General features: G+C 42.5%; 28 protein-coding genes and 2 pseudogenes. 12 read left to right on the top strand and 18 right to left on the bottom strand.

Going from position 1 to position 26696, the window contains the following annotated elements; genetic code table 11:
* The first annotated feature begins 53 nt into the window (after positions 1-53).
* The 6 genes from putP to rlmD all read left to right on the top strand — a co-directional run bounded on the left by putP (position 54) and on the right by rlmD (position 7762).
* A complete protein-coding gene (putP, locus tag ABFG93_RS09825) occupies positions 54-1517 on the top strand; it encodes a sodium/proline symporter PutP (protein ID WP_347552594.1) in 1464 nt (487 codons plus the stop codon).
* Positions 1518-1727: 210 nt separating this feature from the next.
* Positions 1728-2018 (top strand): Asp-tRNA(Asn)/Glu-tRNA(Gln) amidotransferase subunit GatC, encoded by a 291-nt coding sequence (gatC, locus tag ABFG93_RS09820; protein ID WP_347552593.1) that lies wholly within the window; start codon positions 1728-1730, stop codon positions 2016-2018.
* Between the two features lie 14 nt (positions 2019-2032).
* Positions 2033-3481, top strand: coding sequence for an Asp-tRNA(Asn)/Glu-tRNA(Gln) amidotransferase subunit GatA (gene gatA / locus ABFG93_RS09815; protein WP_347552592.1), 1449 nt, complete (start codon positions 2033-2035; stop codon positions 3479-3481).
* A 16-nt stretch (positions 3482-3497) separates the two neighbouring features.
* Positions 3498-4931 carry an Asp-tRNA(Asn)/Glu-tRNA(Gln) amidotransferase subunit GatB gene (gatB, locus tag ABFG93_RS09810; RefSeq protein WP_347552591.1) on the top strand — a complete coding sequence of 478 codons (1434 nt, stop codon included), beginning with the start codon at positions 3498-3500 and terminating at the stop codon, positions 4929-4931.
* A gap of 310 nt (positions 4932-5241) precedes the next feature.
* Positions 5242-6189, top strand: coding sequence for a diacylglycerol kinase (locus tag ABFG93_RS09805; protein ID WP_194222420.1), 948 nt, complete (start codon positions 5242-5244; stop codon positions 6187-6189).
* 199 nt (positions 6190-6388) lie between these two features.
* Positions 6389-7762, top strand: a complete 1374-nt coding sequence (gene rlmD, locus ABFG93_RS09800; protein WP_347552590.1) for a 23S rRNA (uracil(1939)-C(5))-methyltransferase RlmD — start codon at positions 6389-6391, stop codon at positions 7760-7762.
* Positions 7763-7867: 105 nt separating this feature from the next.
* On the opposite strand, the gene katG is transcribed toward rlmD, so the two are convergent.
* Together katG and ABFG93_RS09790 are read right to left on the bottom strand one after the other, a co-directional pair.
* On the bottom strand, positions 7868-10105 hold the full coding sequence (gene katG / locus ABFG93_RS09795; protein ID WP_347552589.1) for a catalase/peroxidase HPI: 2238 nt from the start codon (positions 10103-10105) through the stop codon (positions 7868-7870).
* Positions 10106-10494: 389 nt separating this feature from the next.
* Entirely contained in the window at positions 10495-11319 is an 825-nt protein-coding gene (locus tag ABFG93_RS09790) for a Cof-type HAD-IIB family hydrolase (protein ID WP_347552588.1), read from the bottom strand.
* A 273-nt stretch (positions 11320-11592) separates the two neighbouring features.
* Here ABFG93_RS09790 and ABFG93_RS09785 point away from each other — a divergent pair, with 273 nt between their 5' ends.
* Positions 11593-12243 carry an SDR family oxidoreductase gene (locus ABFG93_RS09785; protein WP_347552587.1) on the top strand — a complete coding sequence of 217 codons (651 nt, stop codon included), beginning with the start codon at positions 11593-11595 and terminating at the stop codon, positions 12241-12243.
* Between the two features lie 87 nt (positions 12244-12330).
* Here ABFG93_RS09785 and ABFG93_RS09780 read toward each other — a convergent pair whose 3' ends face one another.
* Positions 12331-12561 carry a hypothetical protein gene (locus ABFG93_RS09780; protein ID WP_347552586.1) on the bottom strand — a complete coding sequence of 77 codons (231 nt, stop codon included), beginning with the start codon at positions 12559-12561 and terminating at the stop codon, positions 12331-12333.
* Here ABFG93_RS09780 and ABFG93_RS09775 point away from each other — a divergent pair.
* The gene (locus ABFG93_RS09775; RefSeq protein WP_347552585.1) at positions 12538-13011 is read left to right on the top strand and encodes a VWA domain-containing protein; all 474 of its coding nucleotides are present in this window, start codon (positions 12538-12540) and stop codon (positions 13009-13011) included. The genes ABFG93_RS09780 and ABFG93_RS09775 overlap by 24 nt on opposite strands.
* 93 nt (positions 13012-13104) lie before the next feature.
* Here ABFG93_RS09775 and ABFG93_RS09770 read toward each other — a convergent pair whose 3' ends face one another.
* The 8 genes and pseudogenes from ABFG93_RS09770 to hxlA form a co-directional block, all read right to left on the bottom strand.
* On the bottom strand, positions 13105-13332 hold the full coding sequence (locus tag ABFG93_RS09770; RefSeq protein ID WP_347552584.1) for a hypothetical protein: 228 nt from the start codon (positions 13330-13332) through the stop codon (positions 13105-13107).
* Positions 13277-14116, bottom strand: coding sequence for a hypothetical protein (locus ABFG93_RS09765; RefSeq protein ID WP_347552583.1), 840 nt, complete (start codon positions 14114-14116; stop codon positions 13277-13279). The genes ABFG93_RS09770 and ABFG93_RS09765 overlap by 56 nt, the downstream gene beginning before the upstream one ends.
* A 155-nt stretch (positions 14117-14271) precedes the next feature.
* A pseudogene (locus tag ABFG93_RS23085) lies at positions 14272-14358 on the bottom strand (YjcZ family sporulation protein); the annotation flags it as partial.
* 232 nt (positions 14359-14590) lie between these two features.
* On the bottom strand, positions 14591-15190 hold the full coding sequence (locus ABFG93_RS09755; RefSeq protein ID WP_347552581.1) for a response regulator transcription factor: 600 nt from the start codon (positions 15188-15190) through the stop codon (positions 14591-14593).
* Positions 15187-16323: a sensor histidine kinase gene (locus ABFG93_RS09750; RefSeq protein ID WP_347552580.1), complete on the bottom strand. Its 1137-nt coding sequence runs from the start codon at positions 16321-16323 to the stop codon at positions 15187-15189. The genes ABFG93_RS09755 and ABFG93_RS09750 overlap by 4 nt, the downstream gene beginning before the upstream one ends.
* A gap of 166 nt (positions 16324-16489) precedes the next feature.
* Positions 16490-17548, bottom strand: a complete 1059-nt coding sequence (locus ABFG93_RS09745) for a fatty acid desaturase (protein WP_347552579.1) — start codon at positions 17546-17548, stop codon at positions 16490-16492.
* Between the two features lie 339 nt (positions 17549-17887).
* Complete coding sequence (gene hxlB / locus ABFG93_RS09740; protein ID WP_347552578.1) at positions 17888-18442, bottom strand: 6-phospho-3-hexuloisomerase; 555 nt, start codon at positions 18440-18442, stop codon at positions 17888-17890.
* Positions 18443-18449: 7 nt separating this feature from the next.
* Complete coding sequence (gene hxlA, locus ABFG93_RS09735) at positions 18450-19079, bottom strand: 3-hexulose-6-phosphate synthase (protein ID WP_347552577.1); 630 nt, start codon at positions 19077-19079, stop codon at positions 18450-18452.
* 182 nt (positions 19080-19261) lie between these two features.
* Between hxlA and ABFG93_RS09730 the strand changes: the two genes are divergently transcribed.
* The gene (locus ABFG93_RS09730) at positions 19262-19624 is read left to right on the top strand and encodes a winged helix-turn-helix transcriptional regulator (protein ID WP_347552576.1); all 363 of its coding nucleotides are present in this window, start codon (positions 19262-19264) and stop codon (positions 19622-19624) included.
* A gap of 64 nt (positions 19625-19688) precedes the next feature.
* Here ABFG93_RS09730 and ABFG93_RS09725 read toward each other — a convergent pair whose 3' ends face one another.
* From ABFG93_RS09725 to ABFG93_RS09715, 3 genes are all read right to left on the bottom strand, one after another.
* Positions 19689-20486, bottom strand: coding sequence for an alpha/beta hydrolase (locus tag ABFG93_RS09725; RefSeq protein ID WP_347552575.1), 798 nt, complete (start codon positions 20484-20486; stop codon positions 19689-19691).
* A gap of 107 nt (positions 20487-20593) precedes the next feature.
* Positions 20594-20782, bottom strand: a complete 189-nt coding sequence (locus ABFG93_RS09720; RefSeq protein ID WP_347552574.1) for a hypothetical protein — start codon at positions 20780-20782, stop codon at positions 20594-20596.
* 148 nt (positions 20783-20930) lie between these two features.
* Positions 20931-21176, bottom strand: coding sequence for a hypothetical protein (locus tag ABFG93_RS09715; protein ID WP_347552573.1), 246 nt, complete (start codon positions 21174-21176; stop codon positions 20931-20933).
* A 198-nt stretch (positions 21177-21374) separates the two neighbouring features.
* Here ABFG93_RS09715 and ABFG93_RS09710 point away from each other — a divergent pair, with 198 nt between their 5' ends.
* The 3 genes and pseudogenes from ABFG93_RS09710 to ABFG93_RS09705 all read left to right on the top strand — a co-directional run bounded on the left by ABFG93_RS09710 (position 21375) and on the right by ABFG93_RS09705 (position 22218).
* Complete coding sequence (locus ABFG93_RS09710) at positions 21375-21530, top strand: hypothetical protein (protein WP_347552572.1); 156 nt, start codon at positions 21375-21377, stop codon at positions 21528-21530.
* A gap of 7 nt (positions 21531-21537) precedes the next feature.
* Positions 21538-21591, top strand: a pseudogene (locus ABFG93_RS23080) (hypothetical protein); the annotation flags it as partial.
* A 60-nt stretch (positions 21592-21651) separates the two neighbouring features.
* Positions 21652-22218: a hypothetical protein gene (locus tag ABFG93_RS09705; protein WP_347552571.1), complete on the top strand. Its 567-nt coding sequence runs from the start codon at positions 21652-21654 to the stop codon at positions 22216-22218.
* 51 nt (positions 22219-22269) lie between these two features.
* On the opposite strand, the gene ABFG93_RS09700 is transcribed toward ABFG93_RS09705, so the two are convergent.
* The 4 genes from ABFG93_RS09700 to ABFG93_RS09685 all read right to left on the bottom strand — a co-directional run bounded on the left by ABFG93_RS09700 (position 22270) and on the right by ABFG93_RS09685 (position 26483).
* Positions 22270-22419, bottom strand: a complete 150-nt coding sequence (locus ABFG93_RS09700) for a hypothetical protein (RefSeq protein ID WP_347552570.1) — start codon at positions 22417-22419, stop codon at positions 22270-22272.
* Complete coding sequence (locus tag ABFG93_RS09695) at positions 22420-23877, bottom strand: carbon starvation CstA family protein (protein WP_347552569.1); 1458 nt, start codon at positions 23875-23877, stop codon at positions 22420-22422. It abuts the gene before it with no gap.
* A 138-nt stretch (positions 23878-24015) separates the two neighbouring features.
* Positions 24016-24747, bottom strand: coding sequence for a LytR/AlgR family response regulator transcription factor (locus ABFG93_RS09690; RefSeq protein ID WP_347552568.1), 732 nt, complete (start codon positions 24745-24747; stop codon positions 24016-24018).
* Positions 24744-26483, bottom strand: coding sequence for a sensor histidine kinase (locus tag ABFG93_RS09685; protein ID WP_347552567.1), 1740 nt, complete (start codon positions 26481-26483; stop codon positions 24744-24746). The genes ABFG93_RS09690 and ABFG93_RS09685 overlap by 4 nt, the downstream gene beginning before the upstream one ends.
* Between the last annotated feature and the right edge of the window lie 213 nt (positions 26484-26696).

Genomic DNA, 26696 nt, shown 5'->3' with positions numbered 1-26696 from the left:
TAGTCGTATTATCAATAATAACTTTTTTTACTGAAAGGAGAGAATAGTACTCGATGGGTATTGAATTGCCAACACTAGTCACATTTATAGTTTATCTTGTCGGTATGCTTGTAATTGGATTAATTGCGTATCGTATGACAAGTAATTTGTCCGATTATGTTCTTGGAGGAAGAAGATTAGGTGGATCTGTTGCCGCACTAAGTGCTGGTGCATCAGATATGAGTAGCTGGCTCTTGCTAGGACTACCTGGTGCAATGTATGCAGGTGGTATGAGTCAAATATGGATTGGGATTGGGCTCGCAATCGGAGCTTACCTGAACTGGCAGTTTGTCGCTTCGCGTCTTCGTCGTTACACAGAAGTTGCGAATGATTCAATTACGGTTCCGGATTATCTCGAAAACCGTTTCCGTGATGGCTCGAAAGCACTTCGTGTCCTTTCAGCGATTGTCATTCTTGTATTTTTTACGTTCTACACGTCTTCAGGTCTTGTTGGGGGCGCAATCCTGTTTGAAAGCTCGTTCGGAATGAGCTATGAAGCTGCATTGTGGATCGGTGCACTTGTTATCATTTCTTATACGTTCCTCGGTGGTTTCTTAGCTGTAAGCTGGACAGACTTCTTCCAGGGAATTCTAATGTTCCTTGCACTCGTTATCGTGCCAATTGTTGCCCTATATGAAATGGGTGGCTGGAGCGAGACAGTTAATCAAGTCGGCGCAACAGACACAACATATCTTGATATCTTTACTGGTATGAGTTTCATGGGAATTATCTCCCTGCTTGGTTGGGGACTTGGTTATTTCGGTCAGCCACACATCATTACCCGCTTTATGGCTGTTAAGTCTTCCAAAGAAATTCCTAAAGCACGCCTTGTGGGTATGACATGGATGGTTTTATCCCTGTTTGGTGCGATTTTTACTGGTTTCATCGGTATCGCGTACTTCTCAGGTGGACTTGCAAACTCAGAAACAGTGTTTATACAATTTACTCAAGTACTCTTTAACCCATGGGTATCAGGCTTCTTACTAGCTGCGATCCTTTCGGCCATTATGAGTACTATCGACTCACAGCTACTTGTATCGTCAAGTGCTGTAGCAGAGGATTTCTATAAAGCAATCCTTCGTAAAAATGCTAGCCAGACTGAGCTTGTATGGGTAGGTCGTATTGCAGTTCTTGCTATTGCTTTACTTGCCATCCTACTTGCATACAACCCGGATAGTAGCGTTCTTGATCTAGTAAGTTATGCATGGGCTGGATTTGGTGCCGCGTTTGGACCAGTTATTATTCTGAGCCTGTTCTGGAAACGTATGACTCGTAACGGGGCGCTGGCAGGTATTATTGTTGGTGCTGTCACGGTAATTCTATGGGCACAATTGTCCGGTGGACTATTTGACCTTTACGAATTGATCCCAGGCTTTATCCTTGCATGGATTGCCGTCATGGCATTCAGCTTTGTTGGTAAAGGACCAGGAGAAGAAATTGAAGCTGAATTTGAAGCAGCAAAAGTATCTAAATTCTAATACATTCTTGACTCGACTCACTCCTTAAAAGGGTGAGTCTTTTTTTATAACACCGGGCTAATGTGAAAAGTTAAATAAACGTTTAATTAATCGTATGTAAACAAACGTTTGTTTAATAATGGAACAAACTGCGTTCTGTTGCTTAATGAAGCCTGTTTTTGGTATCATCTATATATTGCAGGTTGTTCGAAATTTGTGGAGGTGAAGGAAATGTCCAGAATTACCAAAGAACAGGTGAAGCACGTAGCGAACCTGGCAAGACTTGAAATGGATGATGCAGAAGTCGAAAAGTTTACGACTCAGCTTGATGACATTATTTCAATGGCGGAGCAGCTGAATGAATTAGATACAGAGAACGTTGAGCCTACAACACACGTTCTAGATTTGAAAAATGTGCTTCGTGAAGACAAAGTACAGCCGTGGCTTTCTCGTGAAGAAGCATTGAAAAACGCACCAGATAAAGAGAATGGTCAAGTTAAAGTACCATCAATATTTGAGTAAGGGAGGCAACGTCCTTGTTTGATAAAAGCATAAGTGAGCTACACAGCTTGCTGCACAAAAAAGAATTATCAGTATGTGAACTCGTTCAAACGTCGTTTGATCGCATTAATAGCGTTGATAACAAAGTAAAGGCGTTCATGACATTGAATGAAGAAGGCGCAAAGCAAGCAGCTAAAGCGCTGGATGAAAAGCTTGGAACAGAAGAAGCTAGAGGACTACTTTTCGGTCTTCCTGTTGGTGTGAAAGATAACATCGTTACAAAAGGACTTCGCACGACAGCGTCAAGTCAGCTTCTAAGCAACTTTGATCCATTACATAACGCAACGGTAGTCGAGCGCTTAAATGCGGCGGAAACGATCACTGTCGGCAAACTGAATATGGATGAGTTCGCAATGGGCTCTTCAAATGAAAACTCAGGTTTCTATGGTACGCGTAACCCATGGAATACAGACTATGTACCAGGTGGATCAAGCGGTGGTTCAGCAGCATCAGTAGCTGCTGGAGAAGTTTTCTTCTCACTTGGATCTGATACTGGGGGTTCAATCCGTCAGCCTGCCGCGTTCTGTGGTGTAGTTGGATTAAAGCCCACATACGGACTGGTGTCTCGTTTTGGCCTTATTGCATTCGCATCTTCCCTTGATCAGATCGGACCAATTACGAACACGGTAGAAGATAACGCCTATCTTCTTCAATCGATTGCAGGAAATGACAAGATGGATTCAACGTCAGCGAATGTCGACGTTCCAGATTACCTTTCAAGCCTAACTGGTGATGTGAAGGGTCTTCGTATTGCTGTACCGAAAGAATATCTTGCTGAAGGCGTGGATGAAGATGTAAAGAACAATGTCCTTCAAGCGCTTAAGAAGCTTGAAGAGCTTGGCGCAACATGGGAAGAAGTTTCGCTTCCGCACTCTAAGTATGCCGTAGCTACTTACTATCTTCTATCTTCTTCTGAAGCATCTGCTAACCTTGCTCGTTTCGACGGTGTACGTTACGGTGTCCGTGCAGAAGCTGAGAACCTTCTTGATCTTTACAAGAAAACAAGAAGCGAAGGCTTTGGTGATGAAGTAAAGCGCCGCATTATGCTTGGTACGTTTGCACTTAGCTCCGGCTACTATGATGCTTACTATAAGAAAGCACAGAAAGTTCGTACACTGATCAAGGACGATTTTGAAAAGGTGTTCGAAGACTACGATGTCATTATCGGACCAACCACACCAACAACGGCATTTAAAGTAGGCGAGAAGATTGACAACCCGCTTACTATGTATGCGAACGACATTCTAACAATTCCTGTTAACCTTGCAGGCGTGCCTGCGATTTCGGTTCCATGTGGATTATCGAATGGACTACCTGTTGGACTTCAAATAATCGGAAAGCACTTTGATGAGAAGACCGTTTATCGCGTGGCACATGCGTATGAGCAGGCAACTGATCATCATAAGGCTAAACCAGAGCTGTAAGGGGTGACTACTGAAGATGAATTTTGAAACTATTATTGGTCTGGAAGTTCACTCAGAACTGAAGACAAACACGAAGATTTTCTGTAATTGTTCAACAAATTTCGGTGCACCGCCTAACACAAACGTGTGCCCAATCTGTCTTGGGCATCCTGGTGTGCTTCCAGTAATGAACGAGCAAGCTGTAGACTTTGCAATGCGTGCTGCAATGGCACTTAACTGTGAAATCGCAGAAGATACAAAGTTTGACCGTAAAAACTATTTCTATCCGGATAATCCGAAAGCCTACCAGATTTCACAGTATGATAAGCCAATCGGTGAAAACGGCTGGATAGATATTGAAGTAGACGGCAAAACAAAACGAATCGGCATTACGCGTCTTCATCTTGAAGAAGATGCGGGTAAACTGACGCACGTTGATGGAGAAAACCATTCTCTTGTTGACTTCAACCGTCAGGGTACACCACTTGTTGAAATCGTATCTGAGCCGGATATTCGCACACCTGAAGAAGCTTATGCTTACCTTGAGAAGTTAAAAGCGATCCTTCAATATACAGAAGTTTCTGATTGCAAAATGGAAGAAGGCTCCCTTCGTTGTGATGCCAACCTCTCTCTTCGTCCATATGGTCAAGAAGAGTTCGGAACGAAAACAGAGCTTAAGAATTTGAACTCGTTTGCGAACGTACAAAAAGGTCTTCAATATGAAGAAGTACGTCAGGAGAAAGAACTTCTTGCAGGAAACGTGATCGGTCAGGAAACGCGTCGTTATGACGAAGCTGGCAAGAAAACGATTCTCATGCGTGTGAAAGAAGGATCTGACGACTACCGTTACTTCCCGGAACCGGATCTTGTGCGCCTTGCAATCAATAAAGAATGGATGGACCGCGTCCGTCAAGATATTCCTGAGCTTCCAGACGCTCGTCGCGAGCGCTATGTGAAGGAATATGATCTTCCAGTATACGATGCAAATGTTCTTACACAGTCTAAGAAAATGTCTGATTTCTTTGAAGTAGCAATCGGACAGGGCGCTGATCCGAAGCAGACATCAAACTGGCTCATGGGAGAAGTATCTGCATACTTGAACGCGAAATACAAAGAAATTGATGAAGTAGCGCTAACGCCTGAAGGCTTAGGGAAACTGATTTCTCTCATCGAGAAAGGTACAATTTCTTCTAAAATTGCGAAGAAAGTATTTAAAGATCTTATCGAAAAAGGCGGCGATCCTGAACAGATCGTGAAAGACAATGGCCTTGTTCAGATCTCTGATGAAGGCGAGCTTCGTTCCATCGTTACAGGCATCCTAGACGAAAACGAACAGTCCATTGAAGATTACAAAAACGGGAAAGACCGTGCGATCGGCTTCCTTGTTGGTCAAGTGATGAAGGCAACCAAAGGAAAAGCAAATCCTCCAATGGTGAACAAGCTTATTGTTGAAGAAATGGATAAGCGATAAATAGTGAAACCCTCCCTTTGTGGAGGGTTTTTTTGTAAGGCTCCAGCGCTATCGGATCTAACCGGCCAATTCCGCTTTTCTTTTCGCTTTGCTTTTTTTTAGGGAAAAGCCTATAATCAGAACAGAAGGTTATGCGGAAGAAAGCGGTCACGAGAATGTGGGCGTTTTTTGTTTGCGACTATCATATAATCTACTGATGAAGACGCTTGAACTGTCGAGCGATTATGTCTTTCCAACCAATTAAAAACAAACGACAATGAAGCATGATAAGAAGCAAAGAATCGAGATAGAAGAGATAGGATGATGAAGGATGAAACGTGCTAGACTGATTTATAATCCAACGTCCGGAAGAGAACAGGTGAAGCGGTCATTGCCATATATTCTAGAACGCCTCGAAGTAAATGGCTATGAGACGTCTGCTCATGCCACCACATGTGAAGGGGATGCAACAGAAGCGGCGCGCATTGCGGTAGAGCGACGATTTGACCTTGTGATTGCTGCAGGTGGAGACGGAACCATTTATGAAGTGATCAATGGGATCGCTGAGCAGCCGTATCGCCCGAAGATGGGGATTATTCCAGTTGGTACCACAAATGACTTTGCACGAGCGATTGGCGTTCCACGCACAGTCGAAGGTGCGATGGATGTTCTTTGTAATGGTCTTGAAATGCCAATTGATATCGGTCGTGTGAACGAGCATTACTTTATCAATATCGCAGGTGGCGGACGTCTGACTGAACTAACTTATGAAGTACCAAGTAAGCTTAAAACGATGCTTGGCCAACTTGCTTACTATATGAAAGGCATCGAGATGCTTCCATCGATTCGCCCTGCGAGGACCCGAATTGAGTATGATGGAAAGCTCTTTGAAGATGAGATTATGCTTTTCCTTGTCTCGAACTCAAACTCGATTGGCGGATTTGAAAAGCTAGCACCCCATGCATCATTGAATGATGGACTGTTCGATCTAATGATATTGAAAAAGACAAATATCGCTGAATTCATCCGTATTGCAAGCAGTGCTCTACGTGGTGATCATATTAATGATCCAAACGTTGTCTACAAGAAAGCAAGCCACATTAAAGTTGAATCAGTTGATAAAATGCAACTCAATTTGGACGGAGAGTACGGCGGGCCGCTTCCAGCTGAGTTTACGAACTTATACCGTCATATTACGATGATCGTACCGAAAGAGACGAGCGAAAAACATACAAATGAAGAAGAAGCCGCGCACAAGCGCGCCATTTCTGGTGAGTAGAAGTGCAGGGGAGAAGTCAGAGACTGAGAGCTCTGGCTTTTTATGTTGTGTAGGATTATATGTATACAGTTTGGCCAATAAACCTTGAAATCGAACTCACTAACGATGAGAAAGAGCCAGCGGTCTTCCATTTCGCTATCTCATCACACTGTGGTACAATTTTTGTACATGAAATAGACCGGAAAAGGACGGAAACCAAATGAGTAATCAAGAAGTACCTGTAAAAAAGAATGACGTCGTCGAAGTAGAGTTTAGAGACCTTTCCCATGACGGGGCAGGCGTCGCGAAAGTAGAGGGCTACACGCTATTCGTCCCATATGGCATTCCGGGTGAAACAGCGAACGTGAAGGTGATCAAAACGAAGAAAGGCTATGGCTTCGGTAAGCTTGTAGATGTAAAAGTTGAGAGCGAAGACCGCAACACGCCACCATGTCCGATCTTCTATCAATGTGGGGGCTGTCAGACACAGCACATTACGTATGATAGCCAGCTGAGATTCAAACATAAGCAAGTTCAAGACGTGATGGAGCGGATTGCAAAGATCGATGTACCCGTTCATCCGTTACTTGGCATGGAGGACCCATGGCGCTACCGTAACAAAGCGCAGGTTCCGGTTGGAGAAGAGAATGGCAAAATCGTCGCTGGATTCTATCAGCAGCGTAGTCACCAGATCATCGACATGGATCAGTGTCTGATTCAGGAGCAGGAGAACGATGAAGTCTTGCGAGTGGTCAAAGAGATTGCTGAGAAATACGGCATCCGTGCGTACGATGAACGTTCTCATCGCGGAACGCTCAGACACGTTGTGGCGAAATACGGGAAGCAAACCGAAGACATCATGGTCGTCATCGTGACGAAAAACAAAGATTTGCCGAACCGAAAAAACATAATCAAAGATATCACAGAGCAAATTCCTAAAGTGAAATCGATCGTCCAAAACGTGAATCCGAAGCGCACGAACGTGATCTTTGGTGACGAAACGCGCGTCCTATGGGGCTCCCCATACATTTACGACACGATCGGTGACATTAAATTCGCGATCTCAGCGCGCTCGTTCTATCAAGTGAATCCGGATCAAACAAAAGTACTTTACGATCAAGCGCTCGAATATGCGGGCCTAACTGGGAACGAAACGGTCATTGACGCTTACTGCGGCATTGGAACAATTTCACTGTTTCTTGCTCAAAAAGCCAAGCAGGTTTATGGTGTAGAAATCGTGCCAGAAGCGATTGAAGATGCGAAGCGGAATGCCGAGCTAAACGGCATCACAAACGCAGAATTTGCCGTTGGCGAAGCAGAAAACGTGATCCCAGCCTGGAAAGAGCAGGGTATTAAGCCTGACGTGATCGTCGTTGACCCGCCACGTAAAGGCTGTGACGAAGCGCTACTACAAACGATTATTGATATGAAGCCAGAGAAAGTCGTTTATGTATCGTGTAACCCTGCGACACTTGCAAGGGATCTACGGATCTTAGAAGCCGGTGGATTTGAAACGAAGGAAGTTCAGCCGGTGGATATGTTTCCGCATACGACGCATGTGGAGTGCGTAACCTGGCTAGAAAAGAAAAAGTAAATCTTGGTCATTATTTAGCTCGATCCATATAAAAAAAGCACCTCACTCAGATGCCCCCCTGAAGCGAAAGATCCGCTTAAGACATCCTGGGTAAGGTGCTTTTTATTATGCGTTAGAAGTCATCTTATCCTTACTTGCTTTAAGATCAAAACGGTCGGCGTTCATGATCTTAACCCATGCTGATACAAAGTCGCGTACGAATTTCTCTTTATTGTCCTCTTGTGCATATACTTCTGCATATGAACGAAGGATGGAGTTTGAACCGAAGACGAGGTCAACGCGCGTTGCGGTGCGTACGACTTCGCCTGTTTTGCGGTCGCGTCCTTCGTATTCGTTAAATTCAGCTGGCTTCCATTCAATGCCCATGTCGAGTAGGTTCACAAAGAAGTCGTTTGTAAGTGTACCGACATGGTCTGTGAATACGCCATGTTTTCTACTGTTATGGTTTGTCCCAAGTACACGCATACCGCCGATGAGTACGGTCATTTCAGGTGCAGAAAGACCGAGGAGCTGTGCTTTGTCAACTAGTAGTTCCTCTGGGCTCAACGTGTATTCCTTCTTCTGATAATTGCGGAATCCGTCAGCCATTGGCTCTAATACGTCAAAGCTTTCCACATCAGTTTGCTCTTGTGTCGCATCTCCGCGTCCAGGTGCAAAAAGAACGGTGATGTCAACACCTGCATCTTTTGCCGCTTTTTCTACAGCTGCGCTACCGCCAAGGACGATCAAATCAGCCAGGCTTACTTTTTTATCAAGGTCGCTTTGGATCTTTTCATATACGGAAAGTACTCGTGAAAGCTGCTCTGGCTCGTTTACTTCCCAGTTCTTCTGTGGCTCAAGGCGAATGCGGGCGCCATTGGCACCACCGCGATGATCTGAGCCGCGGAACGTGCTTGCGGAAGCCCATGCTGTAGTCACAAGCTCGCTAATGGTTAATCCAGAATTAAGGATTTTTGCTTTTAGGTTTGCTACTTCAGCAGCTGTTAATTCATAATCGACATTCGAGATTGGATCTTGCCAGATCAAGTCTTCCTGTGGAACTTCAGGACCAAGGTATCTTTCTTTCGGACCCATGTCACGATGAAGTAACTTGAACCACGCACGTGCAAATGCATCAGCGAAATATTCCGGATCCTCGTGGAAACGACGTGAAATTTTCTCATAAATCGCATCTTCACGGAGGGCCATATCTGCCGTTGTCATCATCGTATGGACTTTTAGTGATGGATTCTCAGCATCTGGTGCAAGATCTTCCTGTTTGGGGTTCACTGGCTTCCACTGGTTGGCTCCTGCAGGACTCTTCATTAGTTCCCAGTCATAGCCGAACAGCAAATCATAGTATCCGTTATCCCACAACGTTGGGTTCGCAGTCCATGCGCCATCTACGCCACTCGTAATCGTATCACGGCCTTTACCGCTTCCGTAAGTATTCTTCCAGCCTAAGCCTTGCTCTTCAATATCAGCAGCTTCCGGTGCTGCACCGACATGTGCTTCAGCATCTCCTGCGCCATGCGCTTTACCAAACGTATGACCGCCGGCGATAAGGGCAACGGTTTCTTCATCATTCATTCCCATACGGGCAAATGTTTCACGAATGTCGCGTGCGCTTCCTAGTGGATCCGGTTCTCCATTTGGTCCTTCTGGGTTTACATAGATAAGCCCCATCTGAACGGCAGCAAGAGGACTTTCAAGCTCACGGTCGCCTGAATAACGATTGTCACCTAGCCATTCTTTCTCGTTACCCCAGTAAATATCTTCTTCTGGATGCCAAACGTCTTCGCGTCCGCCACCAAAACCAAATGTTTTTAAGCCCATTGATTCAAGCGCGACATTCCCCGTGATTACAAGTAAGTCAGCCCAAGAAATCTTATTTCCGTGCTTTTGCTTAATTGGCCAAAGGAGACGACGCGCTTTATCAAGACTCGCGTTATCTGGCCAGCTGTTAAGTGGTGCAAAGCGCTGTGATCCAGTCGCGCCACCACCGCGTCCGTCACCAGTACGATACGTCCCAGCTGCGTGCCATGACATACGGATGAAGAGTGGTCCATAGTGTCCATAATCAGCAGGCCACCAGTCCTGGCTGTCCGTCATTAATTCCCGAAGATCCTGCTTCAGTTCATAATAGTCAAGTTTTTTGAATTCTTCTGCATAGTCGAAGTCTTCACCCATAGGGTTCGATTTCTTATCATGCTGTTGGAGGAGTTGAAGGTTCAGTTGGTTCGGCCACCAGTCTTTATTCGTTGTCCCTACTTTAGTCGTTGTGATGGCGCTATCTTCCTTTGTTTGGCCGTGAGATACAGGGCACTTCCCAGCTTGACTGTCATGCATTTCGTTTTTATCCATGTTTCAGTCTCCTTCCAAAATTAGATTAACTTAATTATAACATCTATTAGATTATAATTATAATAAAATAATAGTTGTTTTGGAAGAGTTGTGAACTAATTTTCAAAAAAATATTTTCATAACTCTACTAGGTAAAGCGATTACAAATAGAAAAAAAAGCATCTAGCGACCATGTGTTATTTTGTAAACGGTAGACTTGGAGAGTGGTGTAGACTAATTAATCATGCAGCTGGTAGACAACGGAAGAAGCGCTTTACTTCCAGGTTCATTCATCCACTTACTATATATTTTCGATTTATTTTTAAGTTTACCTCTTTCAAGAGACAGATAAAGGAATATCGTTTAATAGAAAAGAGAGGCGGTGATGAACCGCCTCTCTTTTGTGTAACTTATTTAGTTATGAGCTGACCTTTTAAAAGAAACTTTTCAACTACTTTTGCTACACCGTCATTCTCGTTCGTATCTGTAATATAGTCAGAAATCTTTTTGATGTCATCAGGAGCATTACCCATCGCAACGCCCAGGCCCGCAAATTCAATCATTTCTTGATCATTGTAACTGTCTCCAACCGCAATGACCTCTTCTCGTTTAATGCCGAACTCGTTAATAAGCTTCTCGATGCTTGTGCCTTTCGTAATTCCTTTATCGGTGAACTCTAGAAAGTAAGGCTTGGAGCGCATCACGCTGAATTCTTCTCCTAACTCAGCTTGAAGTTTCTTTTCCACTTTCTTGAGGTGCTCTGGTTCCCCGACCATTAAGACTTTCACCACAGGTTCGGTAACGCCGTCCATAAATGAATCAATGACTGTAATCGGTAGTCCTGTAAGATCTGACTCAATCGTCGTGTAGGGATTCTCTTCCGCACTAATAATTTCATCTCCAACGTAGGTGTGAATATATACGTTTTCTTGAAGACTGATGTCATAGAGTTTTTGAACGGCTTCTATGGGTAATGTCTGACTGAAAGACTCCTCATTTGATTGGCAGTTGATAATCTTCCCGCCATTAAAGGAAAGAATATAGCTCTCAAAGTCAGCAAGTGAAAGTTCATCTGCAAAAGCGTTCATCCCATACGTCGGTCTTCCCGAGGCAAGTACAACTTTTATCCCTTTTTCTTGTGCTTTCATGAGCGCCTCTTTGTTTCGAGGGGAAATTGTTTGCTCAGCATCGAGCAATGTATCATCTAAATCTAATACAATCATTTTATATGACATCTTGAATAATCCTCTCTTTACGATATTCTCTTACCATTTTACTAGAATTCATGTGAAATAGGGGCTAGTTTTATTAAATGGTAAAAAGTGAAGGAAGTGAGTCTTAACTGGAAAACTGGATTCCCAGAGGGGGGTGAAAGTAACAGACCATCATATTTTTTAACGATCTTTTAAACTCTTATGCTTTACTGCCCATTTTAATGGGTATATAACCAATGTGTAGCGGTGATTTTATAGATTGATATCTTAATATACTTAGAAAGGATGTAGAGAATGAAAGTACTTATTGTTGGGGCAAACGGCCAAATTGGGAAACATCTTGTTTCCTTTATTCAAGATCATAACGATTTAGAAGCTAAAGTCATGATTCGTAAGGAAGAGCAAGCTTCCTATTTTAACGATTTAGGTGCTGAAACCGTTGTGGTTGATTTGGAAGAAGGCATTAACGCTATAGCAAAAGCTGCTGAAGGAGTAGATGCGATTGTCTTTACAGCAGGTTCTGGACCAAACACTGGTGCTGACAAAACCATTTTAGTTGATTTGGATGGAGCTGTAAAAACAATTGAGGCAGCAAAAGAGGCTGGCGTGAAGCGTTTTATTATGATTAGTTCCTTTGACACAAGACGTAATGCCATCCAGTCTGCTCCTTCATCATTTGCACCGTATGTTGCAGCCAAGCATTATGCAGATGAATGGTTGAAGACAACGGATTTGGATTACACAATCATCCATCCCGGTGCGCTAACAAATGATAATGGCATCGGTAAAGTTAATGCGGCAATCGAAGTGGAGAGAAATGAAATTCCTAGAGAAGATGTGGCAAGCGTGATCGTGGCGACGCTAGAAAATGATGCAACGATTGGCAAGGAGTTTCAGGTAGTGACAGGAACGACACCAATTAAAGATGGAATCAATTCACTTTAATTGAAAGTCGATTTTTTAAAAACAGATCGTATCAAACAAAGCCCCTTGTCCACACAAGGGGCTTTGTATTGGCATAATGTTGTCGCATTACAGATACTTTTTAACACCGACACTCTCCAGCGCCTCATTCACCTCATCCAAATCATAAATTTTCCGTTCAAGACAAAACTGAATCACTAAATCAAACGGTTCACTATCAGATAAAGAAAAACCAGCTGAGCTCAATAGATGATCGGCTTCTTCACGAATAAGTTTTAGAGAAAGAGCGAGTGAAATGGCGGTTTTTTTCCCAATATGATAAGAGAGGTTAGAACGCATTTTAGAAAAGTGCTTTCGGTCAAGCCGCGCCTAACAACCGTTCTATTTGATGATCAGTATTACCTTCTGTGGAATAGCATTGATGCAAACGATGCGGTACTCACTGATCAGCACTATTACGTGAGAGGAACGACGGCGTTACTTGACGCTGTTGGCAAAACGATTGTCACTGTAGGGAAAAGGTTGTCTGAGACAGAAGAACCTGATAAGCCTGAGAAGGTAATTGTCGTGATCACGACTGATGGCATGGAGAATTCCAGTTATGAAATCACTTATGAGAAAGTAAAGGAGCTCATCCAACACCAGCAAGAGCAGTATAGCTGGGAGTTTATCTTTATGGGCGCTAATATAGATGCTGCAGAAGAGGGCAGAAGTATTGGTATAAAGGGGGAGCATGCTTCCCAGTTTAAAAATCAGAAGATGGGATTGAGAAGATGTTTGATCAGGTGAATGAAACCATCATGCAGAAACGATATAAATAGATGGAAAGGAGAGCACCTGATATCAGGTGCTCTCCTTTGGTGTATTCATCAAGTCTAGAATTTATCTTGTCGATGGGACAAATGTATCTGAAATATGAGTCGTCACCGGGCCATAAACATCCTGTTTGCTTTCGGGATAGGTAATGATAAAAGTATTAAAAACATCTCCACCATAAAAGAACTTTTCATATACGATCATCCCATTTTCAACATAAGAAATAACAAACCAATTTTCAGTTAGTCGATCGTAAGCTATAGGGACAGCGATATCTTCTTTCGATTGATTCACTCATAACATTATGACCACCAAAAGCTGTTATTTCCAACTCATCATTATAAAAATTCAATCCATCCCCATTAGTTGGAGAAGGTCCAACGATTAGATCCAAGGGATATTCGATCGTAAAGCCGAATCTCTCATTTGTATAGGAGGCATAAGTAAGTTCTTTTTCTACTTCTATAGGTTCTTCTTTTGATTCAACGGTTATTTCTTCCGCATCTGTAGAAGCGGTCGTATTTACGTCTTCTACCTCAACTAGTGCTTTGTTTATTGTCTCAGTATGATTGGCTAGTTCATTCTCATAATATGAAAGGATTTCTTCAGATTCAACTTTCGTATTTAATAACTGAAGTTGCTCGAGGGCGCTCGTATATTCCTCTACAGATATGAGGTGATTGATTGTATCGATCTCTACCTCTGTAGCAGCAAGTTCTTCTTGCTCATTAAGAATCGTCGTTTCCCATTTTTCAGCTTCCGATTGAACCGTTTTTAATCCATCATCCTGATTCGCAACGGCTTTAAATGCATCTAATGAAGATATGTATTCTTCCTGTTCATAGAAGTTAATGGCTTCATCCATTTGACTTGCTTGCTCGAAATAGGTACGTGCTTTTGTATCATTGTCTTGTTCAGGTGAAGCGACTTCAAAATAAATGGCTGCTTGATGATAATCTTGCTGTCCTAAGCTATCAATCCCTTTGTCCATTGCATTCTGGTAGTCGCTGTTCACACATGAGGTGAGCAGGGTTATACAAAGGGCACCAACTGATAAAAAGGTGAAACGACTTTTCATAAAAGAACTCTTTTAATCTGGTAGTTGCTAACAACTGTATTTTAACAGAAACTAATCTGAATAGATGTCTTTTTCCAAATATTTCTTAATGGGATGTGGAGAGGAGGACAAAAAAACAACCACCAGGGATCTTCCCTGATGGTTTTGATGAAATATTAGCAATCGTGTCCTTTAACAAACGCAGCGCCTACGATAATAAGAAGGATGAACAATACAACGATCAAAGCAAATCCATTTCCGTAACGAGCGCCACCAACCTGGTTTCCGCAGCCGCCGTAGCCAGCGCCACCAACCTGGTTCCCATATCCGCAACTCATAAAATCATCTCCTTTCATTGAGTCTATTTAGTGTATGAAGGAGAATCATTTAGTGAGTAGGTGAAGGACTAGTTATGATGAAGTTAATTAATTTAAATCATGTGTTTAATTTTCAATAGAAAACAGCTACTAAGAATAGTACCTGTTTCTAACCTATTCACTTAAACCAGCCCTTCTCTTTAAACCGTGAGATCGCCTCAATTCGATTCGTAACTTCTAACTTATCCAGTATGACAGATATATAATTTCGAACTGTACCTGGTGTAATGTAGAGCTCATTTGAAATATCTTTCGTATTCTTGCCGTCAGCCATCAGTTGAATGACTTGCTTCTCCCGTTCTGTAAGTGGATTTTCATTTCCAAAAGCAAGATCAACCAGTTCAGGTGAGAAGATTCGCTGTCCTTCAATAATCTTGCGAATTGAACTGGCAAGTTCGTCACTCGGACTATCTTTTAATAAATAGCCGCTGACACCTGCTTTACGGGCTCGTTCAAAATAACCAGCACGAGCAAAGGTTGTAAGGATAATAATTTTACATGTTTCATTGCTCAACTCTTCAGCAGCATCAAGGCCGCTTTTAAGTGGCATTTCAATGTCCATGATACAGATGTCGGGTTTAAGCTCTTTCACCAGTGAACAGGCTTCCTCACCGTTCGTTGCCTGGCCAACAACTTCCATTCCTTCTTCCAAATCAAGCAGGGAGCCAAGAGCTCCTAACAGCATACGTTGATCTTCCGCAAGTACGATGCGTATCACACCAATCCCTCCTGTTCTTTTTGTTGAATCACATTAGGTACACGAATGTTTAGGGTCGTTCCGTTCGATGTTTGTATGTCCAGGGTTCCGTTCACAAACTCAAGTCGTTCTCTCATTCCCTGAAGCCCGTGTCCTTTGAAGGAATTGACTCCTTCTGGGAAACCAACACCGTTATCTTCGACTATAATCAATACTTCAGTTGTTGATTGCTTGATCAGAACTCGGCACCGAGATGCTTTACTGTGTTTCACAATATTGGTTACAGCTTCTTTTAAACACATACTGAGGACGTTTTCTACTAATAAAGGCGTGTTCTCGAGTGTTGCATTCCCTTCTAGATGAAATTCCATCTCTGCTGCATCTAATATTTGTTGGACTTGAATCATTTCGTCCTCGAGTCTTGAACCTCTCATATTCGATACCATTTCACGCACTTCTTTCAGTGCTGTTCTGGCTGTTTGTCTGATATCGTGAATTTCATTAATAGCTGCCTCAGGCTTAACCGGAATAAGTTTTCTTGCAAGATCACTTTTTAACCCGATCATGGAAAGTTTCTGACCGAGCGTATCATGTAGGTCTCTGGCAATACGTTCACGTTCTTCAATAACCATTAATTGTGATATCTTTTCATTTGCGTTTTCAAGCTGTTCTTCTAAACGATGCTGTTTGATTCGGTACCGAATAGTAAAGGGGAGAAGCGCTACACCGAGAACACAAATAAAGATAAACGGAAGCTGTGGAAACAAAACCTCATTATGAGTAAAAAATATAATTACGGTAGAGGCGATCGTAGTCGTTAAATGGACAATGTACAAGGTTAGGAATCCGACTTTGTTTTCGATGTTACCGATGAAAAAAGCAAGGAAAAGGGAGAAATAGATATAACCAAATAAAATGGTCATCAGGATACTAATTGCCATCTCGACGCTTACCCATAGGTATACCATTTTGCTATTTGAAATAAACGATAGCCTGTACGATAAGAAGAATAAGAGAATCATCAAGATACCAAATGTTATTTCGATGACAGATGAAGATCTGAATATGAAAAAGAATGGAAGTAAACAAAAGATAATCCATACATAAGAACTGATCCCGGTGTTCTTGGGAATGATGTGATACCAACTTTGCATAGGGATCTCCTTTCCTGTGTGACAATACTCTGATTACAGGATATACCAAAGGGAATAAGCTGTCACTTTCATACCTTTAGTATAATCTTTCTTAAATTTAAAAACTTTCTTAAAGTACATTGAAAAACCCATCCAAGGCTAAAACTGAATGGGTTTTTCTTGCATGCTATTTTTCCTGGAAGCTTGGCCTTTTCGAATTCATCATTGTCATTGCGTCTGGATTCTTCAGAAGAGGTTTCACTTCTTTAAAGGTGACAAACGATTTGTTTTTTGTGTCATAGAGACGGAAACGAATCGACTCAAGGCTTGATGCTAACGTAATCGTTGTAGCATTATGCAATGGAGGTGTTGATTCATGCGCCTTCTCAAGATTGTAGTTTGGAACTCTTGGGCTTAAATGATGAACATGGTGGTAACCGATGCTTCCGGATACCCATTGAAGGATTTTTGGTAGCTTGTAATATGAGCTTCCATCTACAGCGGCTTTAACAAAATCCCATTCTGTTTCATCTTCAAAATAAGAATCCTCGAATTGATGCTGAACATAGAACAACCAGATTCCAAGTGAGCCTGCAATGTAAAGGATTGGAAGTTGAATGATTAGAAATGCTTCCCAACCTATTGTCAGAATCAAGAGGGAATAAATCGCCACAATCGATGCGTTTGTAATATACGTACTAATACGTTCTTTACGTTTTGCATCTTTGCGATTGAAACGGTTAGCGACAAGAAACAGGTAGATTGGACCGAGTCCGAACATAACGATCGGATTACGGTAGAAACGATAAGCAAGTCTTCCCCAGAATGATGCCGCAGCATATTCTTCAACAGTCATAACCCAAATATCACCAGTACCACGCTTGTCTAAGTTACCGCTAGTAGCGTGATGAATGTTATGCTCTCGTTTCCACTTTTCAAAAGGGAAGAGCGTGATGATTCCTGATATCGTCCCAACAATCCGATTGGCTTTCTGACTTTTGAAAAATGATCCGTGCGTGCAATCGTGAAAAATGATGAAGATCCGAACAACAAACCCTCCAGCAATCATGGCTAGTGGAACAGCCAACCAGGCCGAAATTGCTAAACTCTGGTATGCAAGAAACCATAGCAATAAGAATGGAAGAAGGGTGTTCAATAGCTGTCGTACCCCTACGACCGTGTCGGGCTTTGCGAAAGATGATACACTTTTTTTCAATTCTTTTTGTTTTTGTTTTTGTACATTCATATGGTTACCCCTTTGTTATGCATAGTTGAAATAACTCTAAGCCTAATTCTAGAGGAAAGTCCGTCCAGGTGTAAGACACAAACGTCAGGACATAACCATGATATTTGTCATGGGTTTGTTGGGGGTAATTGGAAGTAGTTCTGCTGCCGCGAGTCAGCTTCGTGTCCTTCAATGTATATATGACTCTTTATACGTTAATTGTGATCACTACCACCACGCCTCCAAAGGCAAAGCCTGCAAGTACATCTGTAGAAAAAGACTTAAGCATTCTATTTAATACAAGGTCGTTGAATTCAAAAAGCCAACCTTATGATATAGGTTTTCCGGGCCTTTTCATTATTACTCTAAATTTGCATGCTTTCCATACATTTTATCCGTATCAAGACCTTTCTTCTCCATAAAGCGTAAAATAATCGAGTCATAGAAAAGTAAAAGGATCTGTTCGAATAATGATCCCATCGGTTGAATCGTTTCGTAATCGCCTGACTGATCTTTAGGTGTGCCAGGCAAAGTAACGGTGATGTCTGCTAAATTCCCGATTGTTGAATCAGGAGTAATTGTAACAGCGGCAATCTTACCACCGATACCGGACGCTTTGTTTGCGATGGATACGAGCTGTTTTGTTTCACCTGATCCAGATCCGATGATGATAAGATCATCTTCTTCAAAGGTAGGGGTAACAGTCTCACCAACAACATAAGCATCAATGCCCATATGCATCATCCGCATCGCGAATGACTTCGCCATAAAGCCAGATCGTCCACGGCCAGCAACGAAGACTTTGTTTGCTTCAAGGATCTCGTTAGCCAGTTGTTCAGCTTCTTCGTCAGCAATGAGATCTACTGAACGATTTAGCTCTTCAATAATTTCAGCTAAATAGTGAGTAGTCTGCATGATTGTATTATCCTTTGATAAGCTCTTGCATTTTTGATGCAATGGCTTTTTTATCGTCTTCACCAGTAATACCGCCGCCTACGATGACGAGGTCCGGTTGTACTTTTACAACTTCTTTAAGTGAGTCGAGTTTAATGCCACCAGCAATTGCTGTTTTTGCATTTTTAACGACACCTTTAATTGTTTCTAGATCTTCAAAAGAGTTCTGGCCTTTTGCTTGTAAATCATAACCAGTGTGAACGCAAATATAGTCAACGCCAAGTACGTCTACTTCTTTTGCACGAGTAGCAAGATCTTTTACTGCCATCATATCGACAAGGATTTGTTTACCTTGTTTCTTCGCTTCTTCTACAGCACCTTTAATTGATTCATCTTCAGCAGCACCGAGAATCGTGATGATATCTGCGTTAGATTCAGATGCTTTCATAACTTCATATCCTGCAGCATCCATAATTTTAAGGTCCGCAAGAACTTCAAGGTTAGGGAATGCGGCTTTCATATCTTTAACAGCACGAAGACCTTCATTGATGACGATCGGCGTACCGATTTCAACGATATCAATATGTTCCTGAACTTCCTTCACGAGCTCAATACCTTCTTCAGTGTTCACCAAATCTAATGCTAGCTGTAATTTCATATTCGTTCACTCCCAATCCATATTTTCTATTTCTTTCTTATTCGACACCAAGTATAATCTGATGCTTAGCGTAGTTACAAGTATAGTTCTTACAACAAATAATTGTAAGTACGCACATTAAACTTACATAGTGTTAAAAAGTATACTGTGAGTTATAATAGGGTTAGACGGAGGTGAAGCGCATGTCTCGTACCCAGGATAAGACATTTAACTGTGAAAAAGAGTTAACACTTGCTGTGATCGGTGGAAAGTGGAAAATGCTCATTCTCTGGCATTTAGGTAAACAGGGAACAAAGCGATTTGGTGAACTGAAATCTCTTATGCCAGGTATCACGCAGCGCATGCTTGTGAATCAGCTAAGAGAACTAGAAGATGATCAGATTGTAAATCGCAAAGTCTATCCCGTTGTCCCGCCGAAAGTAGAGTATTCCCTTACCGAGCAGGGTGAAACATTAATGCCGATTCTCGATTCAATGTATGAATGGGGTCAGAACTACAATAAGAATGTGATTCAGAAGACATCTGAGAAAACAGAGTCAGTATAATGAGGAATCATAAAAAGCAGCCTTTTTCTGTTTATTAACAGAGAGAGGCTGCTTTTTGATATTCTTAATAGTCTACTAATAACTGAATTTCTTCTTTCACCGTTTCCCAAGCAAAGGAGGTAATATCCGTCAGCATGAAATGTTCTGCAGAAGGGAGCTCGATTAATTTTACAAAATCGCCTTCTCCTTCACCTTCACGGTGATAGTGATCGCTAATTCCAATTGGGACGTGAATATCAAGTGCGCCGTGAACAAGAATTTGTTGAACATCGAGCGGAAGCAGTTTAACAGGTGAAGCGTTTTTGTAGCGCTCTGGAAATTCTGCAGGTGAACCACCGATTAGCTCAGCTGTTGGGTTATTCGCCTCAAGAGAAAGCGTAGTATCGCGATAGTGGTGAACATCGTGCATCATTTCCAGATCGTTCACTCCTGCAAGACTAACAACACCAAGAACGGAGAGGGTGTTTTCGGTGAAGAGCTCGCTTTCCCTTGCAATGCGATGACGAGCGGCAATCCAGGTGGCAAGATGACCACCAGCAGAATGGCCAATTGTGACGACTTTATGCAGGTTAAGTGGATAAGATTCAGAAAGAGTACGTATGTAGTCGCTAGCGGTGGCTGCGTCGATCAGTGTCCCTGGCCAGCCTCCCCCTTCTTGACCGGTGCGCCGGTATTCAATGTTCCATGTAGCAAACCCACTTGCTGTTAAATCCTCCGCAACTTCCCTCATGTTTTCAAGCGTAAATGGTTTTCGCCAGAAGCCTCCATGAATCACGATTGCTACAGGAAAGGGACCTTCACCTTGTGGAAGACGTAGTTCACCGAATTGATTTTCATCTGTTCCGTAGAAGATTTTCTCCATGTTTTCACCTCAAATAGTATGAATTCATTCGTTTTCATTATCTCATATATTGAAAAAAACCAATCGCATAAACGACTGGTTTCACTTTGTAAAAAGAATAATGAGGCCTATTTACCAAATTTAATTCCTTTTGCAATGCTATAAAAATTATTGATAAGAATAAATGATCCCGTATTGCTACCGCCTGAACCAGTTACGGTGTTACTAACAGATATAGGGGAGATGGTGTGGGCACATTGAACGACTGTGCCACTGTTGTTTGTAATGATAACCGGTCCTCTGAAGAAAAATCCCAATAGTAATCACTCCTCTAAACGCAACTTCTGCTTTTAGTGTATGGACAAACCGCAGTAAAGGTTTGGACATGACCTATCTAACAGGTGTCCAAATTTCATGGCGATTGATTCCATAAAAAAACGCCCATCCCTGAGCGCTTTTTGGTGTTTACCAGAAGAAGAAAGGATACCAGCTAAAAGCAGCAATGGATGCAAGACCAACTGCAATTAGAGCTGCTCCGAAAAAGAAGTAACTTCCAAAGCCAGGTCCATCATCCTGTGCTCCATCCATCGGACGAAGATAGACGGTGTTATTGTCGCAATGGTCAATATAGCCGTAATGAGTTGTGCCATCATGACAGCGAATCGCAACACATCGACCAACGTTATTATTAAAATCATCGTGGTAAGACATTTATTCCCCTCACTTCTAAAGTAGACTGAGAGTCAAAAAAGACTCCTGTAGCTTTCACACATTAATAATTTATGTGGTGGAATCTAAATACGATTGGACAGGAATGGAGAGCGGACCAATAATCTATCATTTAACGATATAATAGGGGAGAGATCCACATGAAACGAGAGAAATTGATAGCAGTTAAGGAGTGACCGAATGAACGATATTAAACAAATGGGGGCATTTTATCGTATTGATCGAGAGGGATACATTATAAATGAAACGGGATGGAGGAATATTAGTTCAGATTACAGAGAGGTTATAGAAACTGCAGTGGATCGGTTAACCTCTAATATCCAATTCATCCATTAGTATCTATGTGAGAGGTTCAGTACCTAGAGGACTGGGAATAAAAGGTGTATCTGACCTGGATCTTATCGTAATATCTGAGGATCAACATAATGATCATTCGGTGGAGAAAATTCATAGAGAAATGGCTTTAGCATATCCCTGGTTAAATGGAAAAGAGATTGGATTCTATTCTCATAAAGAGTTAACTGATGTAAAGCTTTTTTCGATTATTCCATTCATGCTGAAAACGTCCAGTCTTTGTGTATACGGAGATAATATTAGAAGTGGTCTTCCAGGATTTAAAGCGGATAGAGCTCTTGCAAATGATCATATAATTCAACTAGAAGCGCATATCAAGCAGGCAAAGAGAGGACTAGTTGGCAATGAAGATGAAGAGGACATAGCGGATTGTTGTGGATGGATTATGAAGATTATCGTTCGCGCTGGGCTGGCACTAGTTATGGAAAAAGAAAGAGCATATACGAGAGACTTATATCCAGCCTATCAAGTCTTCTCTACTTTCTATCCAAAGAAGGAAAGGGATATGGAAAAGACATTAAATTACGCAATAAATCCTTTTAAATCTACTGAAGATATTGTCCGATTTCTGGAGCGATTTGGGGATTGGATGATAAGGAAGGGTGAACTGTGGTTGGAGGAATACAATCCTGATAGGGCAAGAAGGTTACCGATCACAAGTAAATATTAGCTAACAAAATGGACTGAGATTCGTTAGAGAATCTCAGTCCATCGTTCTTTCTTATAGAAATCCAATTAACGCAAGTCCACCGAGGAACAAACAGCTAAGAATGAGCTTTCCGAAAAGGGAAAGGTGTTCTTTCCCTTCCTCATTAATACGTTCTTCCTCTTCATCAATCGTTTCCTTGTATTTCGTATTGCAGCAGCCCACTTAAGCCACGCTGCCTTTATCCCAGTCAGAGATATCCTCTTCAAGTGGTGTGTTAGCTGCGCGCTGTTTGCGAGCAGAGTAGAAGAAAGCAACGATGACAGCAATTGTAATAATCGTAGCCCCGATATAAGCAACGTTCATCGGTAATCTAAATCCAATCGGAGCATTTAGAATGTACGTGGTTGTTGCCATCGTGATAAAAACAGCTGGAATCATTGCGATCCAGTAGTTCTTCTTCGCAATAAACAGGTACATCGCACCAACCCATAGGGCAATCATAGCCGTCGACTGGTTTGCCCATGAGAAGTAACGCCATAATAGCGTGAAGTCAATTTTCGTAAGACCGAATGCGATAACGAAAAGTGGAAGAGCGATCCAGAGACGGCTTGTTACTTTTCGCTGTGAGTAGTTAAAGTAGTCAGCAATAATCATACGTGCGCTTCGGAAAGCTGTGTCGCCGGATGTGATCGGAAGTACGATAACCCCAAGAATCGCAAGTGTTCCACCGATTGCTCCGAGCATAAGCGTAGAAGCTTCACTTACAATAGCAGCTGGTCCGCCGTTTGCAAGCAGTTCATTCAACCCAACAGGGCCATTGAACAAGCTCATGGCAGCCGCAGCCCAGATCATCGCAATCACACCTTCAGCAATCATCATACCGTAGAAAATATTCCGTCCCTGTTTCTCATTTTGCGTCGTACGTGAGATGATTGGCGTTTGTGTGGCGTGAAATCCAGAAAGTGCTCCACATGAGATCGTCAAGAATAACAGTGGGAAGACCGGTGCACTGTCAGGATGAAGGTTGCTTAGTGTGATTTCAGGAATCGGTGCACCTGTAAATACGAGACCAGCACCAACGCCAAGCGCGCTAATGAGTAGCAATGCACCAAAAATCGGATAAAAGCGGCCGATGATTTTATCAATTGGCAGCAATGTTGCTAGAATGTAGTAGACAAAAATGGCACCAAGAATAAGGCCCATTGTTGCCCAGCCGTTCATCAGGTTATTCAATAGACCAGCTGGAGCGGTAACGAAAACCGTACCTGTAAGTAAAAGCAATAAGACCGCGAATGCGTTTACAATATGCTTCATGACTTTCCCAAGAAACTTCCCTGCAAGTTCAGGCAGGTGAGCTCCTCGATTTCGAATTGAAATCATACCTGTTAAATAATCGTGGACAGCTCCAGCGAAAATACAGCCGAATACGATCCAAAGAAAGGCGACCGGTCCATAAAGGGCACCAAGAATAGGACCGAATATTGGACCTACCCCTGCGATGTTTAACAGTTGAATTAACGAGTTTTTCTTTGAGTTCATTGGAAGGTAGTCAACACCATCCTGATGCGTATAGGCGGGTGTCTTACGAGCTTCTTTAACACCAAACGTTTTTTCAACAAATTTCCCGTATGTGAAGTAACCAACAATTAAAAGTACAATCCCTGCTAAGAATGTAAACATAAAATCCTCCCTCTCCGATAATTGTATGCGTTTACATTAAGTATAGAAAAGAAAGGGAGCAAACGGGCAGGTTTAGAGATAACATGCAAAAAAGCGGGTGTGAGATGCCTGAAAAGGCGACTGACATGTACTAGGAATTTATAATTCAAGTCGTGTACGAAGAGGTTTTACATAATTACGGCTTACTGAGAGCTTTTCCTTCACACCTTCAAGTTCAAGCTGATAAGCCCCGTTAAACCAAGGCGTAAGGCGCCTGACGTACTGCAAGTTAACAAGGTAGCCTTTATGAATTCTAAAGAAAGAATGAGATGATAGGCGACTTTCAAGTTCTTTTAGAGCCATCTTCACTTCGTACTCACCGTTTTTACCAACAATGCGTGAGACCTTATCATCCCGATAAATATACAGAATATCATTTGGATCAAGGTAATGAATATCTCCATCTATTTCGACGGAGAGTCTGCTTTTCTTTAGTGGAATTTCTTCTTCTTTAAAGGATACGTTAACGAGCTTCGTAAGGCGCTGCACTGTTTGATGAAGCTGTTCTTCATCGTAGGGCTTTAAGAGATAATCGACTGCCTCGTAGCGAAATGCCTCTGCAGCGAATTCAGGATATGCAGTAGCAAAAACGATTAGCGGCGGTTTTTTTAATTCAAGCAGCGCTTTTGCAGCTTCCATTCCGTTCATCCTGGGCATCTCAACATCTAGAAAAACTACGTCAGGTTGAAGCTGCAGAGCTTTAACAACAGCAGCTTCGCCAGAATCCGTTTCACCGATCACTTTAATCGACTGAAATTGACTTAAGAGATGAGCTAACTCCTGGCGGCTGTAACGTTCATCATCAACTATTAGAATTTTGATTGCGTTCATATCTTAATCCTCCACATTGGAATCAAAAAGCAAACGGTCGTGCCGTTCTCCAGCACGCTATTAATGTGAATGGTTGCTTCATCACCAAACAGCATAGTTAAGCGGCGATTAACATTATAAAGGCCAAGCCCTGTCCCAACTTGAGATGATACATGTGTCTTACCAAGCTCAGGCAAACGATCGGAAGCTATGCCTGAGCCGTTATCGGTGACACAGACGAGAGTGCCATTCGAATGACGCTTTATACTAATTTCAACGATACAATCAGTGTCTTTGTTTTTAATACCATGCTTAATCGCATTTTCAACAATCGGCTGCAGGGTGAGTGGAGGCAACTGCACAGTTAATGCACTCTCCTCAATCATGTACCTCACTGTGAGGCGATCAACGAAACGTGCTTCCTCTACCTCCAGGTATGCTTTCACATGTTTAAGCTCCTGGTTTAGAGAGGTCATGTTGGCAGTAGTGCCAGATAGATTTTGTCTTAAGAAATGAGAGAGAGAGACCAGCAATTTACGAGCTTTGTCCGGCTCAATTCGAATCAGTGAAATGATCGTACTAAGAGAATTAAATAGGAAGTGTGGACTGATTTGCGCCTGAAGCGCTTTGATTTCTGCTTCTTTCGCAAGCTGGTAGGCTTTGTCCGCTTCAGCAATTTCCAATTGGTTGCTTAAAAGATTGCTGAGTCCTGATACAAGCTCTGTAATGATATGAGTAATTTCTTTCTCAGATCGGAAATAGAATTTCAGGGTGCCAATCGTTTTACCACGCTGCTTTAACGGTGCAATGATGGCTGCACCAAGCGGGCAGTCTTCTTCAGCGCAATGAATCGTCCGATCATTTGCAACAACGATCTCTCCCTTATCAATCACATCCTTCGTAATCGTCGTTTGTATTTCATGCCCTGACTGATGATGATCATTCGCGAGACCAACGTGACTTAAAATATGCGTTCTGTCGGTTATCGCCACAGCACTACCTTCAATTTCGCGATGAAGAATGCTGCAAACTTCCTTTGCCGACTCAGGTGAAAGTCCTTTTCGTAAATAGCCAAGCGTCTGATCAGCGATTCGGAGTGTTTTCTGAGCCTGCAGCGCTCCAGCTTTCTCTTCCTCGTTAATGACGTTTTTAATAATAAGTAGGAAAAGGGCACACCCAATCCCGTTCGCGAGTATCATTGGAATACCAATGACCTCAACGAGTGCGATCGCCTTTTCAAGTGGTTTCGATAGAGTCAGAATGATGAGCATCTGAACTGTTTCGGCGCCTGCACCAATGAAGAATGCAGAACGAAGCTTCACATGACGGTTGCGTTTATGGAGGGAGCCGGCAATGAGTCCAGCTATTATCGAAGCCAGTCCACAGGCAAGCGCAGTAAAGCCACCAAGCATATAGCGGTGAAGTCCAGCAATAAGACCTGCGCCAAAACCAACTCTCTTCCCACCGAGAAGTCCGGCGAGAACGACACCGATAACTCGGGAGTTGGCGATTGCTTCATCTGATGAAACTTCAAGAGCCCAGGAATAAAACTGAAGTGAATCTGTACTGAAGGTAAGCCCGGTGTATGTTCCGATTATGCCAAAGAAGCCAAAGAAACCAATCGCCACATACTGTTGCTTACGTGCGAGCTGATCACTGTAAATCATATCCCGGAAGAAGCGAAAGCGCGTCAGCACAAACGCGATCGTAACGATGATGCCAAGTCGCTCAAGCATCGTAAGCAATAGCTCGAACATGAAAGGCCCTCCTTTGGTAGTTAGTGCTAGTTAGTGCCTGTCACCACCCGGTTTAAGTCAAATATTGTCGAATGGTAATGAGCTTCCTTATTATTATACTGGTTTTGAGTAAGGGAGAAAACGGGGGAAGAGCGACTGGCGCTATCGTACCTATTCTAATAATATTGCATTCAGAAAAAGAGTAATAGAATACAAAAAAAGAAGTGGACTAAT

Source organism: Pseudalkalibacillus hwajinpoensis (assembly GCF_039851965.1).
Lineage (GTDB): Bacteria > Bacillota > Bacilli > Bacillales > Guptibacillaceae > Guptibacillus > Guptibacillus hwajinpoensis_E.
The sequence above is the reverse complement of the archived record's forward strand: the minus strand, read 5'-3'. Positions and strand labels throughout refer to the sequence as shown.